The organism is Aquibacillus kalidii, from assembly GCF_014280935.1.
Taxonomy (GTDB): Bacteria; Bacillota; Bacilli; order Bacillales; family Amphibacillaceae; genus Aquibacillus_D; species Aquibacillus_D kalidii.
In genome coordinates, this window is the sequence record NZ_JACLZI010000037.1 from 85,240 (window position 1) to 103,307 (window position 18,068).

An 18,068-nucleotide genomic window follows, 5' to 3' on the forward strand; every position below is an offset into this window, starting at 1 on the left:
TGCAAAGAACTGCTGTATCCGACTCTTATCGGATTTTAGCTATGCACGGAAATAATCGCTCTAATCTATCCGATTCATATAAAAGCACACTAGCCACATTTTAACTAGCGTAGAGTTCAACATGTCTCGCCACTTCATAACAAATAGTGAAGTTCTCTACAAAAAGTGATTAGGGATGGATATTTTTTGATAACTTCCATCGCCAATCTCCCCTTCAATTAAATGATTGGACCTTAATACAGTCCCATTCATTACCGTTACCACTGGTATAGCCTTATGATATCTAAAATCCGGTTCATCATCAATTGAAGGGACTTTCTCTATTGGAAATAAATTATAGTCAGCCGCACTATTCTCTATAAATTCTCCTTTAAATGGAGAAATTCCTGTTTTTCTAAGTGTTTCTTTTGGAAGTGGTAGTGTGGTTACACCATCGTCAAGCAATTGCATCTGAAATTTATTCCCGATCCATTTCCATAATGACTTTAGTTCCTTTAACATTTTTGTGTTTATTTTTGAGCTGTCATAAATAATGGGAATACCCGTAAACGATTGCGCTTGTTCAATCCATTCCCATTTCACGTTAAGGAGATCATCAATATTGTCAAGTTCTAAAATTATGAAAGGTACTTTTCGTCTTCCAAAAAAACGTATTTGGTCTGGATGAAGTAACGAAATAGGTATTCTCGGCACAATCATATAATCAAGTGGTAATCTTGCTAGCTTATTTTTAAATTGTAAAAACCTATTCTTAAAATTCCTCCTGCTTTTAAGAGGAAACTGGCATAACAATAACGTACATCCCCGATATATATACTTACTCACTGTTGTTTCCATATCTACTTGGTTAAAAACTGGTTCCTCTAAATCAACATATACTTTCCCAGGACCAACCCAAAACTGTTCTACATTTAATTCCCTAACAGTTGATTTACTAGATAAAAATCTAGTGAATTTCCCTTCTTGTATTTGCAAACATTTAGAAGTCCATTCACCATTGTCGTAAATAAAATCGCTATAAAAAAAATAGTCTCCCATACCTTTTCTCCTTTTTGTGGATTTTTTAAAAGGTATGAGAAACTATTTAAAACTATGATGTCATTTCAATATTTTAGTCAAGTCTTCAAAGAAAGATGGATAAGAAACGGCAATACACTCTTCATTTTCCAATTCTACATCTTCGTCGATTATTAAAGAAGCAATAGCAATCATCATCCCGATACGATGATCGCCGTAGGAGGTAACTGTTGCTCCATGTAGCTTACTATTTCCATGGATAATCATCCCATCCTGGGTAGCTTCTATTTCTGCACCCAACGCTTTAAGTGTATGTACAACAGATTCAATTCTATCTGTCTCTTTAAATCGAAGTTCTTCTGCATCTTTGATAATGGTTTTTCCTTTTGCTTGTGTAGCAAGCAGGGCAATAATCGGAATCTCATCAATTATTCTAGGAATGATATCACCATCAATAATGGTTGCATGAGGTGTAGAATATGCTACAGTTATAGATCCTACTGGTTCTCCTCCAATAGACCTTTCCTCTACAACTTCTAATTGAACACCCATCAAATTCAATACATCAATTATACCTGTTCGTGTCGGGTTCAACCCAACATCCTTTAAGGTCAATCTACTACCATCTTTAATGGCTGCTGCTACTAAAAAGAATGCAGCAGAGGATATATCGCCTGGAACATGAATGTGAGTCCCTGTTAGCTGTTGTTTGCCGTTTATTGAAATCTTGCCATCCTTTTTGGCTAGACTGCCTCCAAAGGCTTCTAGCATATTCTCTGTATGGTCTCTAGTTGTTGTTTTTTCTACTACAGTTGTGGTGCCAGTTGCTAGTAAACCTGCTAAAAGTACACCTGATTTGACTTGTGCACTCTTCACTGGTGATTCAAATGCTATACTGTTTAGGTTACCACCGCGCACTGCTAACGGAAGATATTTTCCATCTTCTCTACCATCAATAACTGCACCCATTTCCCTTAATGGTACTGCCACTCTATCCATCGGTCGTTTCGTTAACGACTCATCTCCATATAGTGCGAAATGGTACGGCAAACCTGCTAACACACCTAACAATAAGCGAGCAGTAGTTCCTGAGTTACCAAGATTAATGGGTTCAGTTGGTTCTTGAAGAGAGCTAACTCCTTTTCCATCAATCACAACTGTTTGCCCTTCTTTTTTAATTGACACACCCATAGCTTGAAACGCACTTATTGTACGTAAACAGTCCTCACCATCTAAAAAATGAGTAACCTTTGTTTCACCATTAGCTAGTGATCCAAATATAATTGCACGGTGAGATATTGACTTATCACCAGGAACATATAACTCACCTTGTAAGGCTAAATCAGTTGGTTTTAGAATTTTTGCACACATTCCCTGTCTCCCCCTAATCTTCAATCATTGTCTCGTAACCTTTTCTCTTCAATACTTCATTACTTATTGCTTGGTCATTCTTATTTTGGAAACTTAGACGTAATACTCCTGTTATTCCTTCTCTAATTTCAAGGATCTCAATATTATTAATACTAATGTCTTGTTCAGCTAAGAGAGAAACTACTTTAAGAAGTGCACCAGGTTGGTCAAAAATATCAACATAAATATCATAAAAAGATGGAATAGCACCTTGTTTCTTACTATCTAAACCATCACGATATTCTTTGGCTTGATCCAAATACTCATACATAGTATCGCGATCACCTGTCTCCAACATATCTTTCAATGACGACATTTCTTCAATCCAGTCTCCTAACAAATGGCTCATTCGATCACGATTTTGAAAAAAAATATCTTGCCACATAGAAGGGTTACTTGAAGCAATCCTGGTAATATCACGGAATCCACCTGCTGCTAATTTCGGGATATAGGCATGAGTCTTTTGCCAATTCTTTGCTTGGTGGACAAGCGAGGAAGCAATTAGGTGTGGAAAATGAGAAATAACGCTCGTCATTTCATCATGCTCCATTGGATCTAAAATAAGAAACTTAGATTTTGTTCCCTTCAGCAAAGATTGTAGTGCATTAATTTTATCTTCGGAACAATGTTTGACTGGGGTTAATATGTAAATCGCATTTTCAAATAAATGACCTTTTGCCGCATGAATTCCTTTTTTATGGGAACCAGCCATAGGATGGCCCCCGATAAAAGTAACCAAATTTGATTTTATTTGGTTGGCGACTTCCATAATAGGTGCCTTTACAGATGAAACGTCAGAAACAATAAGCTCCTTTTCAAATTCAATAGTACTCAATTGGTGAATCAAATCTACTGTTTTAGAAACAGGTGCCGCAAAAATACAATAATCAGCTTGTTTAACAGCAGTCTCAAAGTCAGAAAAGGATTCATCAATTATTCCATTCATTACGCAATAATCAAGCGTAGACTTACTAACATCATACCCAATTAGTCTATGACTTGTAGTTTGTTTCATATTTAAGGCAAGCGAGCCTCCTATCAAACCAAGCCCCGCAACTAGTACAGTTTGATTCACGATTGACTCTCCTTTGTTACTGGAGATAAATATTCTTCTATTAAATTTTGTAATTCTTTCATATCATCTTTCTTCCCTATTGTTATTCTAACCCCATTCGGGTGACCAAGCGCTTCCCCGGATCGAACAATATATCCTTTGCTTAGTAAATATTCAAACAATTCATCACCAGTAACCGGAAGTTTTACAAACACAAAATTGGTTTCAGAATCGTAATAACTCAAACCGATTTTATCAAAGAATGACACTAGATCTTGCTTGTTGGCACTATTCTTTTCCACGGTCTCTTGAATGAAGTCCTGGTCTTTTAAAGCAACTAATGCAGCTTTTTGAGCAATTGTAGTCGTGTTAAAAGGTCCACGTGTGATATTTAGAAGCGAAGCAACCTTTTCATTGGTTACCCCGTAGCCAATACGAAGTCCCGCTAAGCCGTACGCTTTTGAAAAAGTACGCAGCACAATAAGGTTTGAATACTCTTTTAAAGCTTTAATCGTGTCAGGTGCGTCTTTTGCTGTAACGTATTCAAAGTACGCTTCATCGACAACAACGAGAACGTCATTCGGACAACGTCCCATGAAACGGTCTAGTTCTGATTTATTTATTAAATTACCTGTAGGATTGTTAGGAGTACATAACCAAACTACTTTTGTATCTTCATCAATCTCTTGGATCATTCCATCCAAATCATGATAGCCATCAATTAGGGAAACTTCCCGGGTTTCAGCACCTTGGATTAATGCATTATGTTTGTACTGGGGAAAAGTAGGTGTTGCCATCACAGTGTTCGTACCTGGTTCAAGATACGTACGACAAATAATATCCACAACCTCATCTGAGCCACAACCAAATACGAGTTGTTCGTCATCAACGTCTAGTTTAGTAGCAAGTTCTGAACGTAGCTCTGCGGTATACCCATCAGGATAGATCTCTAAATGATCAATAAATGTCGTAATGGCTTCCTTAACCTTCGGAGAATAACCGAATGGATTTTCATTGGATGCTAACTTTATTATCTTAGAAAGATTATATTCCTTTTTTACTTCTTCAATTTGTTTCCCTGGTTTGTAGGGAGACATTTGTTTAAAGATCTCTTTACCATTCATTCTGTTCCTCTCCAATCTATATATATCTATCAACCTTATCTTTTAACTTTTTTTAGATAGGTCTGGTCTTAACTTTTTAGCCTCATAATGATATATATGCTTAATTTCTTTCTGAGTATTATCCGTATTAACAGTCATCATAACACGAATACATTTTTCTAGACTGCCCGGAACATCAATTTCTTTCATACACATTACAGGAACATAAGTCCAACCGTCAATTAGACGAAGAGCCTTAGCTGGAAAAGTAGCATTAATATCAGCTGTAACAGAAATTAATACTGTAGCAATCTCTTCTGGCTGAATACGGTTTTCACTGACCATTTCCTCCAATAACACTTTCGTACGTTCGACCATCATGCTTTCATCATTTATCTCAACAGTAGTTGCTCCTCTAATCCCTCTAATCAACTCTAACCCAACTCTCTAAAAAAAGTATTTAATAGATTTACTAAATCTGTATCCGCTATTTCCTTAACGATTGGTTGCCCAAGTTGCTCTAGGAGTACCATCTGCACATGTTGATCTCGCGACTTTTTATCTTTTTTCATTCGGCTAACCAAGACATCATTATTCATTTCAGGAAGTCGTAACGGGTAGTTATTTTTTTCTAGAAAATCATATAATTCACCGAATGGTAGAGAAATATTAAAATGATCTTCACTTACACGGATAGCAAATAACATTCCAATTGCTACGGCTTCCCCATGTGTGATTGTACCGTAGCCTAACTCTGCCTCAATTGCGTGTCCCAAGGTATGACCAAAATTAAGGAACATTCGTATATTGCTTTCTTTTTCATCTTTCTCAACAATAGCAGCTTTTACCTTAATCCCTTTAAGAAGTTGAGATGTTACTATTTTATCATCTAATTTTGCTGTTAAGTCTGCAACTTTTACTTCATGGAATAACGACAAATCACTTATCATCCCATGCTTGATGACCTCCGCGTAGCCAGATCTTACTTCTTTATCCGGCAATGAATGGAGAGTATCAACATCATAAATAACTGCTTGGGGAGGATAAAAATTTCCAATTAAGTTCTTCCCCTCAGGATGATTAATCGCTACTTTTCCACCAACACTACTGTCATGCGCTAATATTGTAGTCGGCATTTGAATATAGTCGATCCCTCTCATAAAGGTTGCCGCAACAAAACCAGCTAGATCCCCTATCATCCCACCACCTAATGCGATGATAAGAGAATGTCTATCTAAACCATATCCAATTGCCTTTGTCAAAAGGTCAAAGTACTGACCGGCACTTTTAGATGATTCGCCAGCAGGTACAACGGCCGTATAAACCTTCTCGTTATCAGCAAAGGACTGAACAACATCTTTTAGATATAACTCTGAAACAGAGGAATCAGTTATAATAAGAATCGATTTGTAAACCTTTTCTAAAAGTTCTTGGGTTTTAAAACGTAATTTAGTACCAACAAATACGTTGTATTTGTTGGTACTAGTTTTAATTGTCAAAGTATCCATTAGAAACGTTTGATCTCCTCTCTATACTGATCAACTGCCTCTTTTAATTTAGGGAACTGATCATGTGGGAACTGTTCCAATAATGCTTTCGCTACTTCAAAGGCTACAACATGTTCCATAACGACAGCGGCAGCTGGGACCGCGCAAGAGTCTGAGCGCTCAATACTAGCATTAAACGGTTCTTTTGTTTCAATATCTACACTTTGAAGTGGTTTATATAAAGTTGGGATTGGCTTCATTACACCTTTCACAACGATAGGCATGCCTGTTGTCATACCACCCTCAAAACCACCTAAACGATTCGTTTTTCTATAATAGCCTGTTTCCTTATCCCAAGCTATTTCATCATGAACCTCACTACCATTTTTTCGAGCAGCCTCAAAGCCAATACCAAATTCTACACCTTTAAAGGCATTAATACTTGATACAGCACCAGCAATTCGTCCATCTAGTTTTCGATCATAATGAACATAGGAACCTACACCAGCTGGAATGCCCTCTATATATACTTCACAAACCCCGCCAATTGAATCTCCCTCTTTTTTTGCTATGTCAATGGCGTCCATCATTTTTTGACTTGCCACAGGATCTAAGCTTCGAACTGGAGATTCTTCAGAGATACGAACACGGTCCTCCATGTTCATATCTGGGTACTCTTCTGAAATAATGCCAGCTATCTCTCTTACATAACCAACAATATTTATACCAAGGTGCGCTAATAACGTTTTCGCTACTGCACCAGCAGCAACCCTAGCCGCTGTTTCACGTGCAGAAGACCTTTCTAAAATATTACGCATATCTCGGTGACCATATTTTATAGCACCATTTAAGTCAGCGTGTCCAGGTCGAGGTCTTGTTACAACTCTTCTTATATCTTGATCCTCAGGAATTGGATCCTCTCCCATTACATCAACCCAATGTTTAAAATCATCGTTATGTACTACCATTGCAATTGGAGATCCTAGTGTATATCCGTGCCTTACACCACCTGCAATATCAACTAAATCTTTTTCAATTTGCATTCTTTTGCCGCGACCGTGACCTTTCTGCCTTCTAAGTAACGACTCATTTATATTTTCTTTTGTAAGAGGCATTAAAGATGGAATACCTTCTATTATAGTTGTTAGTTGTTTTCCGTGTGATTCGCCAGCAGTTAAGTAACGCATTTGTTTACCCCCGTATAAATATAATTTTGTACTACTATATCATACCTTTTTTATCTTGTGTGCATGAATTATGCTAAAAAAGCTCATTTTTTGATTTTTTTGAAAAATGATGCAAATTAAATCTGGTTAGATTATCTTACTATAGTTCTTTACTTTAATAAAGGAAAAGAGTAAAAAAAGAAAGAAGATTCCAAGTTAGAATCTTCTTCATTGTCTAATATCTACATATTTTTTTGATAGAAAAACGTATCTAACACTTTAAAATTATATTGATCAGGACTAAATATTTGTTCCGTGCTTCCTACAAAGAAGACCCCACCATCCACTAAGGAATTACTGAAATTTTGGTAGATGGTATGTTTCGCTTCTTCCGTAAAATAAATGAGAACATTACGACATACGATAAGGTCAAATGAACCTGGATAGGAATCAGCTAACAGGTTGTGCTTTTTAAAAGTAACACATTTTTTAATCTTTTCATCCAAATGAAAGAATGTTCCATCCTTAGTAAAATATGTTTCTTTGATTTTAGTTGGCATTTCCTGAAGCGCTCGTTCATTATAAACAGCTTTCTTTGCACGTGCAATTACATTATCATCTATATCAGTAGCTAAAATATCTATTTGGCTTAAATCTAAAAATTGACTTAACACTAGGGCTATTGTATAAGGTTCCTCGCCTGTAGAGCAAGCTGCACTCCATATTTTTAATTTCTTCTTTTTCTCAAATAATTTCGGTAATACTTTTGATTCAAGTACTGACCATCTACTAGCATTTCTATAGAACTCTGAAACATTAATCGTCACTTTATCTAGGAATTCATCTAATAATTCTTTTTCTTGGGCAATGGCATTGTAATATGATTGAAAGTCATTAAACCCTCTTTTTTCACGTAAAGAAGTAAGTCTTCTTTTCATCTGAACCTCTTTATAAAGAGATAAATCTATTCCTGTTTTTTTGTTAATTTGTTTTGTAAATTCTTGATAGTCGCTCATGTCTCATGCTCCTTATGTTTCATTAATCTAATCCTAATCATTTTTGGCATAGATGTAAACATTTTTTTAAAAAAAGATAGAATTTCCAAAACTTCAAAATCACCCATAATCAGTATTTGAAAGATCAAAAACACAACATAAATTTACAAACAAAAAACCTCATCTATAGTAAAGACGAGGTTTTCTTGAACTAGTAAATCCATGTATCGTTATGTTTGTTGTACTCTTGGAGTTCATTTTCAGAAAAGAACAAAGCAATTTCTCTTTCAGCACTTTCTGGAGAGTCTGATCCATGAATAACATTCTTATTCATTACCACGGCTAAGTCTCCTCTAATAGTACCAGGTAACGCTTCATTTGGCTTAGTTTTTCCCATCATTTGCCGTGCAGTAGAAATGATATCTTCTCCTTCCCACACCATTGCAAAAACAGGACCAGAGGTAATAAAATCAACTAGACTTTGAAAAAAAGGTTTTCCCTTATGTTCTGCATAATGCTGACTAGCGAGTTCTTCTGTGATAACCATGAGTTTACCACCAACTAATTTAAACCCTTTCTTTTCAAATCTAGCAACTATCTCCCCTATTAACCCTCGTTGTACAGCATCAGGTTTTACCATTAAAAATGTTTTCTCCAATATGTACACCTCTCCACTATGTATATTGCCTATGTAAGCGCTGATATCTAACATAATAAATAGTAACAAACTATTCCTATATTGACAATTATTGTATTAGGACTTTCTTTTACCAATATAAGTTGCGATATCCTTAAGTGTTTGTTTAGCTTTTATATCTGGAAGATGTTCTAACGATTCGTATGCTTTTAATAGGTATCTCTCACTAAGATCATATGATTTTTGAATAGCATCTGATGAAGTAATTCTACTAATAATAGGAGCAATTTCTTTTACATCTAAGCTATCTGGTGTTGAAAATAAAACTTTTATTTCCGATTTAAATGTTTGATCCTCCATTGCATACAGTACAGGCAGTGTTATATTTCCTTGAAACAAATCACTACCAGCAGGCTTCCCCAATTTAGCCTCAGTGGATGTGAAATCTAAAATATCATCTATGATTTGATAAGACATACCTATGTAATAGCCATAATGATATAGAGCTTTTTCATATTCCACAGGTACATTAGCAGCAATAGCGCCTAGTTGACAACTAGAGGAAATTAGCAATGCCGTTTTTCTTTTGATCCGACGTAAATATGTTCTTAAATTTTGATCAAAATTGTATTTATCTTTAATTTGTTCAATCTCACCAATTGTTAATTCAACCATCGTTTTTGATAGCGTTTTGTGCGCCTTAATATCGTCCAATTCAGATAGATATTCTAAAGATCGAGCAAATATATAGTCTCCTGTATACATGGCAATACGATTATCCCATTTTGCTTTCACTGTAGGCTTGCCTCTTCTCAATTCAGAGTCATCTATTACATCATCGTGGACGAGTGATGCCATGTGAATTAACTCTAATGAAACAGCCACTCTTTTCATTTTTTCAAAGTTATATTCACCAAACATCCCGGATAGCAAAACAAAAACAGGACGGAGTCTTTTTCCGCCTGCACGCAATAATTGTATAGATGCTTCTCGCAAGACTGGATGCTTTGCTCTGATTGTCTGCTCCAATGCCTTTTCAATCTGATTTAGATCTTGCTTTATATACGAATAGGTCATTGCTAATTTCATGTAGTTCACCTTTATTTTTTTATTTAATGTTTCTTCTCTCCCATATGCATTGCTGCAACTCCACCAGTATAACTTTTGACTTTAACGTTAGTAAGTCCTACCTTTTCAAACATTTCTTTTAAGCGTTCCTTGCCAGGGAAATCTTTTGCAGATTCGTGTAACCATGCATATTCCTTATAACTCTTAGCTAATAACCGTCCAAATAGTGGCATGATATAACGGAAATAAAAATAATAAAGCTGTCTGAAGCCCGGAGTAGTCGGTTGAGATGTTTCTAAACATACTACTTTTCCACCAGGTTTAACAACCCGCTTCATTTCCTTCAACACTTGTTGGTAATCAGGGACATTTCGCAAGCCAAATCCGATTGTAACGAAATCAAAGGAATTGTCTTCAAAAGGCAGCTCCATAGCATTTCCGTGGATAAATTCTAACTGACCAAGGTTAGTTTGATCTAATTTTTGCTGTGCAACAGATAGCATATTTTGACTAAAATCTAATCCAACCGTTTTACCTTTTGGCCCTACTGAATCGGCTAAGGAAAAAGACCAGTCGCCTGTCCCGCAGCAAACATCCAATGCAGACATACCTTCTTTTACATTCATGTGCTTCATAACATCTTTTCGCCAGACTTTATGACGCTGAAATGAAATAACAGAATTCATGAAGTCATATCTTTGATAGATTTTTTCAAATACATTATGTACGCGTTCTTCTTTTGATTGCTTGGTCATGTACCTCAACCTTCTTCCAATACCGTTATGTTTTCACCAAAGTTGTCATAAGCTGCTTTATTTACAAATGCTGTAATAGATGAAAAGTCTGATGATATATGCTTAATCCTATCTTCAACTCGACTGAGATGTTTTTGAATAGTTTCTTCCAATACTGCTTGTACTCTATCCCGTTGGATGTTAAAAGCAGGTCCATCTATGATTAATTTAAGGATATGGGATTGTTTACTTTTCACAAAATTACTTTTCTCTTTTATTAATTTTTGAATTAATAGCCAGTCCTCAGCAAAATTTGTTATCGTCTCTTTCCCCATATGTTCAGCTACTCTCTTAACAAGCAATGATTCTAGTTGCTTTAAAGAATCCATAAAGGAAGAAATTGTTTCAAATTCCTTATAGTAAACGCTCATTTTCAATTCGTTAATTTCTTTAATTGCCGTAGCAAGTGTATGTATCATTGGTATGTCATCAATTTTTGATAATAAATAATAGTACAGTCCGCTATAATAATCACCAGCTAATACTGTTAGTTGACGCTGCTTTGTTGATTGTTCTGTCCCTTTCGTATTATGTACTAAATCATGTGTATCGAGGGCAATTTGAACAAGCATCGTTGTAATAATATAGCTTTTCTTTTTTATGGCATCATAAGAGGTAGACTCCATAATCGTGTATAGGATAAATAATTTATCATTATCGACAACAGGCTTTTCTATAAATTTGCTTAGATATGAGTGAGTCAATTGATCCTCTAACTCTTGTTGTACTTCTTTAAATGTCAAGTTTGTTCCGTTCATGTTGACCCTCCCAAGCCCATTCATTCGTTCTCATACTCTATAAAAAATAGTATAACATATGTTTATAGTTGATGCCTTTAATATGTATTTTACTTCATTTTATTACTCAAATACGCTATAAAAAAAGTACAAAATAAAAAGGGTGCCTAAGCACCCTTTTTGCCCATATGTAAAAATATTATTTTACAGTATCTTTAAGGGCTTTACCTGGTTTGAAAGCTGGAACCTTACTAGCAGGGATTTCAATCTCATCACCTGTTTGAGGATTACGACCTTTACGTGCAGCTCGCTCACGTACTTCGAAGTTTCCAAAACCAATTAATTGTACTTTATCTCCATCTTTAAGTGAATCCATGATAGATTCAAAAACTGCGTCTACAGCTTTTGTAGCATCCTTTTTAGAAAGTTCGCTTTTTTCTGCGACAGCATTAATTAGATCAGTCTTATTCATGACATTCACCTCCTCCCAAAACGTATGTGGTGCTTTCGAACGAAAATGGCTATATTTCCATTTGTTCACCAATTTGCATTTTTTTATACCTATAGCCACCATTTACTTGATGACAAGGCTTATAATAAACGAGTTTTCGCGGAAATTCAACAATAATCAGCAATATTTATTAAAAAATATTATGTAACCGCTTGGAACTCTCGTTAATTAAATGAATCGTATCATACATACATGGCTTATGCAAGTGCTTAATCGCTTGATATAATTGCGTTGAGATTGATTTAGGACTCTGATTTTTGTGTATATTACGACTTTTCAGTTAACTTTTTTTGGAAATTCTTCATTTTCTAAACACAGAAAAAAAACGGCCTGAGTAATCAAGCCGTTAAAGAATTATGGCGATAAGACCGCCAGAGCCTTCGTTAATAATTCGCTCTAATGTTTCTTTTAATTTGTATCTAGCATTTTCAGGCATAAGAGAAAGTTTTGCCTGGATACCCTCTCTTACAATGGAACTTAATGATCTGCCAAATATGTCAGACTGCCATATAGATAATGGATCTTCTTCAAAATCTTGCATCAAATATCTAACTAATTCTTCACTCTGTTTCTCTGTCCCTATAATCGGTGCAAATTCTGATTCCACATCTACTTTAATCATATGAATAGATGGTGCGACCGCTTTTAATCTTACGCCAAATCTTGAACCTTGACGAATAATTTCTGGTTCATCAAGTGCCATATCATGAAGAGATGGTGCCGCAACGCCATAGCCAGTTTGTTTAACCATTTGAAGGGCATCCGCAACCTGATCATATTCCCTTTTAGCATTGGCAAAATCTTGCATTAGCTCAAGTAAATGATCTTTACCTCTTATCTCTTCACCAACAATCTCTTTTAGCACTTGGTCATAAAGATAGTCTGGTGCATGAAGATCAATTTCAGCAACCCCTTCACCCATTTCCATTCCAGCTAGTTGGGCCTTGTCGATATAATCATATTCATCAAAATGCCCAACAACACGATCCACATCACGCAATCGCTTTATGTCTTTAACTGTTTCTTGAATCGCAACCTGATAACTTTGTCTTAACCAGTGATCCTCATTAAGTACCATGACCCAGCTTGGTAAGTTAACATTAACCTCTAGTACAGGGAACTCATACAACGCCTCTCTGAGTACATTATATACATCATGGTCTGTCATACTCTCCACACTCATCGCTAGTACTGGTATATCATACTCTTCTACTAGTTGTTGCCTAAGTAATTCCGTGTCTTGGTGATAAGGTTGAACGGAATTGACAACCATAATAAATGGTTTCCCAACTTCTCGAAGTTCCTCCACTACCCTTGCCTCAGATTCTACATAATCTTCACGAGGAATATCACCTATCGTACCGTCGGTTGTAACTACAACACCCATTGTAGAATGCTCTTGGATGACCTTCCTTGTTCCGATTTCAGCTGCTTCATGGAAAGGGATTGGCTCCTCATACCATGGTGTGTTAATCATTCTAGGTCCATTCTCATCTTCAAACCCCTGGGCACTGCTAACCGTGTATCCTACGCAATCTACAAGTCGAACATTTACATCTAATCCCTCATCCACTTTCACAGAAACTGCTTGGTTTGGTACGAATTTGGGTTCTGTTGTCATAATTGTTTTTCCTGCTGCACTCTGAGGTAACTCATCCTGCGCCCTTGCTCGATCACCCTCATCGGCAATATTAGGTAATACAACCTGTTCCATAAATTTCTTAATAAATGTTGATTTACCTGTACGTACTGCTCCAACAACACCTAAATAAATATCCCCGTTAGTCCGCTTCGAGATATCTTTAAAAATATCAACTCTTTCCAAATGATCCCCTCCCGATCTACTTCGCCATAAACTATTACGAATCTCTGACACTTAAAGTCTATGACGTTGTCCTACTAAATTATGACTTGTTTATATAAAAATAAATAAATAATTACACAAACCCTAGGGTGAAGGATTAAAGGAACACTAAAAAAACCCTTGGCACATTATATGCAGCAAGGGGTGTTGTATGCTTAATTTTAATAAAATCTATTTTTCTTCTTGTTTAAGAAATGTTGGTTCATTATTTTTAATTGTGTAAGGTAAGGAATAAGCTGGAACAAACGGGTAATTTTCTGCTAGTATGTACCGAATATCATCACCTTGTTTGTAATCGTGCTCAAATTTCTGGAGTGCTTCATAAAGATCTTGGCTATAATCTACATATAAATTCCCATCTATATCCATAACAATAGGCAAGTTCTTTTGGGTAAAAGGACTAACGATATAAGGTACTTCATCAAGATTCAAAAGTTCCGTATCTATTGAAAATACTCCCTCAGCAACTTCCTCTCCGAATGGTGGATAGATATGTTCACTTCTGTAAACATTTAGTCTTTGCTTAACAGTTCGCAATTGAGCAGAAATTCGTAAATCAATTAATTTCACCCTTGGATTATCTTCTGGTGTAATCAATACATATTGATATAAACCACCATTTTCAAAAGCTGTCCCAGGTACACTCTGCATAATACCTTCTTGTTTTAATAGTGAAAAATCTAATAAATATTTTTCAAAAATCGGTGTATCATTTGTTTTTGTTTTAATTGGAACAAGGCCCTGTTGTCTTTCTACATATTGATCAACAGCATTTTGTACCATTTCTAATTGAACATCATTAGGTACTTGATTCTTTGAAAGTTGGCTATTTGGGTAAAAGCAACCACTTAACAATAAGGTTATGAAAAGTAGTGGTATTGCAATAGTATATTTCATTTAACCCCTCCTTAACTTAAGTGGTAGGACCACTAAAAACAATATAGAAAATAATTAAACTACCTAATATTAAGAACAGATATGCTATAACTGCGATAATTCCACCTAATACCCCTTTAAGCTTATATCGACTTAGCAATATTAGTCCAATCGATAATAACAGAAAAAGAATACCAGCAAACGATATGTACATATTCAGCATTCCTTCAGACATCTTTATACATCCTTCCCTTGCATGCTTGTCTCATTTTGCTCTAAGTATTATACCATATTTAGAACTAGATACTAAGAGTCTTAAATTAAGATACTTATAGTCGAGGCAAAATGTATCAATGAGGCTTTCTATAACTCTTCCTTTACGCAGACATAAAGATAAAGAATAAAAGTTTTAGTAATTATAAAGCAAAGACAAAAAGCCGAGATAGAAGGGGCATTCTATCCCGGCGTGACTAAATAATACCCAAAGCAACCCTAAAATGAAATGCTTGTGCGATTTATCTTATGCTAAACATTCCGTAATTGTATCCTCATATGCCCAGTAATAACTAATTTTTAAAAAGTTTGCTCAATGAATTTATATCAGTCGGCATTTGATTATTCGTAATGGATTTCACAATTTTATCTTCTTTCTCTTTAGAAACTGGCTTTCCGGCCATTTGTGCCAAGTTCTTAACTAATTCTCTTACTGTCTTTTCATCAGAAAAATCAGCATTTTGAACAGAGTTTGCCACCTTTAAAATTTCTTGAGGATTAATATTAGAGTTTTGTTGAATTTGATCAAACATATTTTTTTGAAAATCGCTCACTTCTACTCCTCCTTGCCTTATTTCGTTTACCACAATACTATATGCAAGAGAGTCGCCTAGTGTTAATTAGAATAGCGATTTGATAAAATATTTGACAAATCTTCCATTTCATGTCGTCTAACCCGAGTCATTAGCTCATCTACTATATCCTTTGGCTTGGCTTTTTCAAAAAGAATTCGATACAATCCTGTAGTAATTGGCATATCCACCTTCTGAGAGGTTGCTAGCTGGTGTGCAGCCCTGGTCGTCCGTACACCTTCCACAACCATACCCATTTCATTTAAAACATCATCTAAATCGTTTCCTTTTCCAAGTAAATTTCCGGCTTTCCAATTACGACTATGTACACTGGTACTTGTAACGATGAGGTCTCCTACTCCTGATAAGCCTATAAAGGTTAAAGGATTTGCCCCCATTGAAGTACCTAAGCGCGCTATCTCAGCTAACCCTCGGGTAATTAGAGCGGCTTTAGCATTGTCTCCATACCCTAATCCGTCTGATATACCAGCACCAAGTGCTATTATATTTTTTAAAGCTCCTCCAAGTTCTACACCAACCATATCTGGACTTGTATAAACTCTGAAGTAACGGTTTATAAACAGATCTTGTGCTCTCTCTGCTTCTGGAATACTATTGGAGGATGCTGTAATCGTTGTTGGATGCTTTCTACTTACTTCTTCAGCATGACTAGGCCCTGATAAGATAACTATATCTTCGTAGAACTTTTCCTCGATCTCTTCTTCTATCATTTCTGAAACTCTCTTAAAGGAATCAGGTTCAATTCCTTTTGTACCATGAATAATTGTTACCTTATGGTCTAACACTTGATTAAGTTCCTGACAGACTTGTCTGATTGCTTTTGTCGGTACGACTATCACAACTGTTGAGACATCTTTAACAGCCTTATCCAAATCGTTATACGCAACAATTTGTTCAGGTATGTTTACACCGGGTAAATACTTATCATTGGCATGCGTTTTATTTAAGAGCTGAGCGTGCTCCTCATTGTGAGTCCATAATCTGACTTCATGACCATTATCATTAAGTACCATAGCAAGAGCAGTTCCCCAACTTCCCGCACCAAGTACTGCAATTTTTTCCATCTTACCTCTCCACTCCCTTAACTTCTCTTTCTGGCAAATATTTTAATTGGAGTACCTTCAAAACCAAAAGCATCCCTAATTCTATTTTCAAGAAATCGTTCATAAGAGAAATGTAATAACTCTGGATCATTTACAAACACTACGAAACTAGGTGGTTTAACAGCCACTTGTGTAGCGTATAAGATTTTTAACCGCTGTCCTTTTATGGTTGGAGTTGGATTCATTGCAAGTGCATCCATAATTACGTCATTTAATACGTTCGTTTCCACACGTTTCGTATGATTTTCACTAGCTTCTAATATCTTTGGTAACAACGTATGGATACGCTTCTTAGTTTTTGCTGATAAGAAAACAATTGGAGCATAATCTAAGAACTGAAAATGTGCCCGAACCTTCTCTTCGAATTCTTTCATCGCTTTTTCATCAGATTCCACTGTATCCCACTTATTCACAACAATAACTACAGCTTTCCCTGCTTCATGAGCATAACCTGCTATTTTCTTGTCCTGCTCAATGATACCTGATTCTGCATCAATTAATGTTAAAACAACATCTGATCTCTCGATTGCCTTAAGTGCACGTAGAATACTGTATTTTTCTGTGGATTCATAGATCTTACCACGTTTACGCATACCAGCAGTATCAGTAATAACGAACTCTTGTTCATCTTTCTTAAACGGTGTATCTATGGCATCTCTAGTAGTCCCCGCAATATCACTAACGATAACACGTTCCTGATTTAATAAGGCATTAACAAGAGAAGATTTACCAACATTTGGTCTCCCGATAAGACTAAAATAAATGGTTTCATCATCTTTTTCTTCTTGATTCATTTCTGGAAAATGCTTGACAACTTCGTCCAGCAAATCTCCAAGTCCAAGTCCGTGAGTACCGGATATAGGAAAAGGTTCACCAAAACCTAAAGAATAAAACTCATAAATAGTTTCTCTCATTTCGGGATTGTCCACTTTATTAACACCTAGAACTACAGGTTTATTTGATTTAAATAACAGCTTTGCAACTTCTTCATCCGCAGCAGTAATGCCTTCTCTTCCATTTACCATAAAAATGATAACATCTGCTTCTCGAATCGCAACTTCCGCTTGCTCTCTCATTTGAACTAATAACGGTTCATCACCTAGTTCAATTCCACCTGTATCAATTAAATTAAAAGATGTTGTCAGCCACTCCGCCTTCGAGTAGATACGATCTCTAGTAACTCCAGGAACATCTTCTACAATCGAAATGCGCTCACCAACTAAACGATTAAAAATAGTGGATTTTCCAACATTCGGTCTTCCCACTATTGCAACAACAGATTTTCTCATGAAAGGTACATCCTTCCCTCTTACTATTAATAGCTTTTATTTGCAAAGGCTATATTTCACTTATATTTTCACTTATAAGAATCCTTTAACC

At 35.9% G+C, this 18,068-nt stretch carries 19 protein-coding genes; all 19 read right to left on the bottom strand.

Going from position 1 to position 18,068, the window contains the following annotated elements; genetic code table 11:
* Positions 1-156 precede the first annotated feature (156 nt).
* Positions 157-1,038 (bottom strand): hypothetical protein, encoded by an 882-nt coding sequence (locus tag H7K77_RS10545; RefSeq protein WP_186577797.1) that lies wholly within the window; start codon positions 1,036-1,038, stop codon positions 157-159.
* A gap of 60 nt (positions 1,039-1,098) precedes the next feature.
* A complete protein-coding gene (aroA, locus tag H7K77_RS10550) occupies positions 1,099-2,388 on the bottom strand; it encodes a 3-phosphoshikimate 1-carboxyvinyltransferase (RefSeq protein WP_186577798.1) in 1,290 nt (429 codons plus the stop codon).
* A gap of 13 nt (positions 2,389-2,401) precedes the next feature.
* Positions 2,402-3,502, bottom strand: a complete 1,101-nt coding sequence (locus H7K77_RS10555; RefSeq protein ID WP_186577799.1) for a prephenate dehydrogenase — start codon at positions 3,500-3,502, stop codon at positions 2,402-2,404.
* Positions 3,499-4,605: a histidinol-phosphate transaminase gene (gene hisC / locus H7K77_RS10560; RefSeq protein ID WP_186577800.1), complete on the bottom strand. Its 1,107-nt coding sequence runs from the start codon at positions 4,603-4,605 to the stop codon at positions 3,499-3,501. Before hisC ends, H7K77_RS10555 begins: the two co-directional genes overlap by 4 nt.
* Positions 4,606-4,647: 42 nt before the next feature.
* Complete coding sequence (gene aroH / locus H7K77_RS10565; RefSeq protein WP_186577801.1) at positions 4,648-5,016, bottom strand: chorismate mutase; 369 nt, start codon at positions 5,014-5,016, stop codon at positions 4,648-4,650.
* 2 nt (positions 5,017-5,018) lie between these two features.
* A complete protein-coding gene (gene aroB / locus H7K77_RS10570; protein WP_186577802.1) occupies positions 5,019-6,092 on the bottom strand; it encodes a 3-dehydroquinate synthase in 1,074 nt (357 codons plus the stop codon).
* Entirely contained in the window at positions 6,092-7,258 is a 1,167-nt protein-coding gene (gene aroC, locus H7K77_RS10575; protein WP_186577803.1) for a chorismate synthase, read from the bottom strand. The genes aroB and aroC overlap by 1 nt, the downstream gene beginning before the upstream one ends.
* Before the next feature lie 221 nt (positions 7,259-7,479).
* On the bottom strand, positions 7,480-8,253 hold the full coding sequence (locus H7K77_RS10580; RefSeq protein ID WP_186577804.1) for a CheR family methyltransferase: 774 nt from the start codon (positions 8,251-8,253) through the stop codon (positions 7,480-7,482).
* Positions 8,254-8,443: 190 nt separating this feature from the next.
* On the bottom strand, positions 8,444-8,890 hold the full coding sequence (gene ndk, locus H7K77_RS10585; RefSeq protein WP_186577805.1) for a nucleoside-diphosphate kinase: 447 nt from the start codon (positions 8,888-8,890) through the stop codon (positions 8,444-8,446).
* A gap of 96 nt (positions 8,891-8,986) precedes the next feature.
* Positions 8,987-9,958 (bottom strand): heptaprenyl diphosphate synthase component II, encoded by a 972-nt coding sequence (gene hepT, locus H7K77_RS10590; RefSeq protein ID WP_186577806.1) that lies wholly within the window; start codon positions 9,956-9,958, stop codon positions 8,987-8,989.
* A 23-nt stretch (positions 9,959-9,981) separates the two neighbouring features.
* Complete coding sequence (menG, locus tag H7K77_RS10595) at positions 9,982-10,692, bottom strand: demethylmenaquinone methyltransferase (RefSeq protein ID WP_186577807.1); 711 nt, start codon at positions 10,690-10,692, stop codon at positions 9,982-9,984.
* Between the two features lie 5 nt (positions 10,693-10,697).
* On the bottom strand, positions 10,698-11,489 hold the full coding sequence (locus tag H7K77_RS10600; protein WP_186577808.1) for a heptaprenyl diphosphate synthase component 1: 792 nt from the start codon (positions 11,487-11,489) through the stop codon (positions 10,698-10,700).
* Positions 11,490-11,667: 178 nt separating this feature from the next.
* Positions 11,668-11,940, bottom strand: coding sequence for an HU family DNA-binding protein (locus H7K77_RS10605; RefSeq protein WP_066193194.1), 273 nt, complete (start codon positions 11,938-11,940; stop codon positions 11,668-11,670).
* 385 nt (positions 11,941-12,325) lie between these two features.
* The gene (spoIVA, locus tag H7K77_RS10610; RefSeq protein ID WP_186577809.1) at positions 12,326-13,804 is read right to left on the bottom strand and encodes a stage IV sporulation protein A; all 1,479 of its coding nucleotides are present in this window, start codon (positions 13,802-13,804) and stop codon (positions 12,326-12,328) included.
* A 210-nt stretch (positions 13,805-14,014) separates the two neighbouring features.
* Complete coding sequence (locus H7K77_RS10615; protein WP_186577810.1) at positions 14,015-14,740, bottom strand: hypothetical protein; 726 nt, start codon at positions 14,738-14,740, stop codon at positions 14,015-14,017.
* Between the two features lie 16 nt (positions 14,741-14,756).
* Positions 14,757-14,954, bottom strand: a complete 198-nt coding sequence (locus tag H7K77_RS10620) for a DUF2768 domain-containing protein (RefSeq protein WP_186577811.1) — start codon at positions 14,952-14,954, stop codon at positions 14,757-14,759.
* Positions 14,955-15,285: 331 nt separating this feature from the next.
* Positions 15,286-15,546, bottom strand: coding sequence for a stage VI sporulation protein F (locus H7K77_RS10625; protein WP_186577812.1), 261 nt, complete (start codon positions 15,544-15,546; stop codon positions 15,286-15,288).
* Between the two features lie 62 nt (positions 15,547-15,608).
* Positions 15,609-16,649 carry an NAD(P)H-dependent glycerol-3-phosphate dehydrogenase gene (locus tag H7K77_RS10630; protein ID WP_186577813.1) on the bottom strand — a complete coding sequence of 347 codons (1,041 nt, stop codon included), beginning with the start codon at positions 16,647-16,649 and terminating at the stop codon, positions 15,609-15,611.
* Positions 16,650-16,666: 17 nt separating this feature from the next.
* Positions 16,667-17,977: a ribosome biogenesis GTPase Der gene (der, locus tag H7K77_RS10635; RefSeq protein ID WP_186577814.1), complete on the bottom strand. Its 1,311-nt coding sequence runs from the start codon at positions 17,975-17,977 to the stop codon at positions 16,667-16,669.
* Positions 17,978-18,068 lie beyond the last annotated feature (91 nt).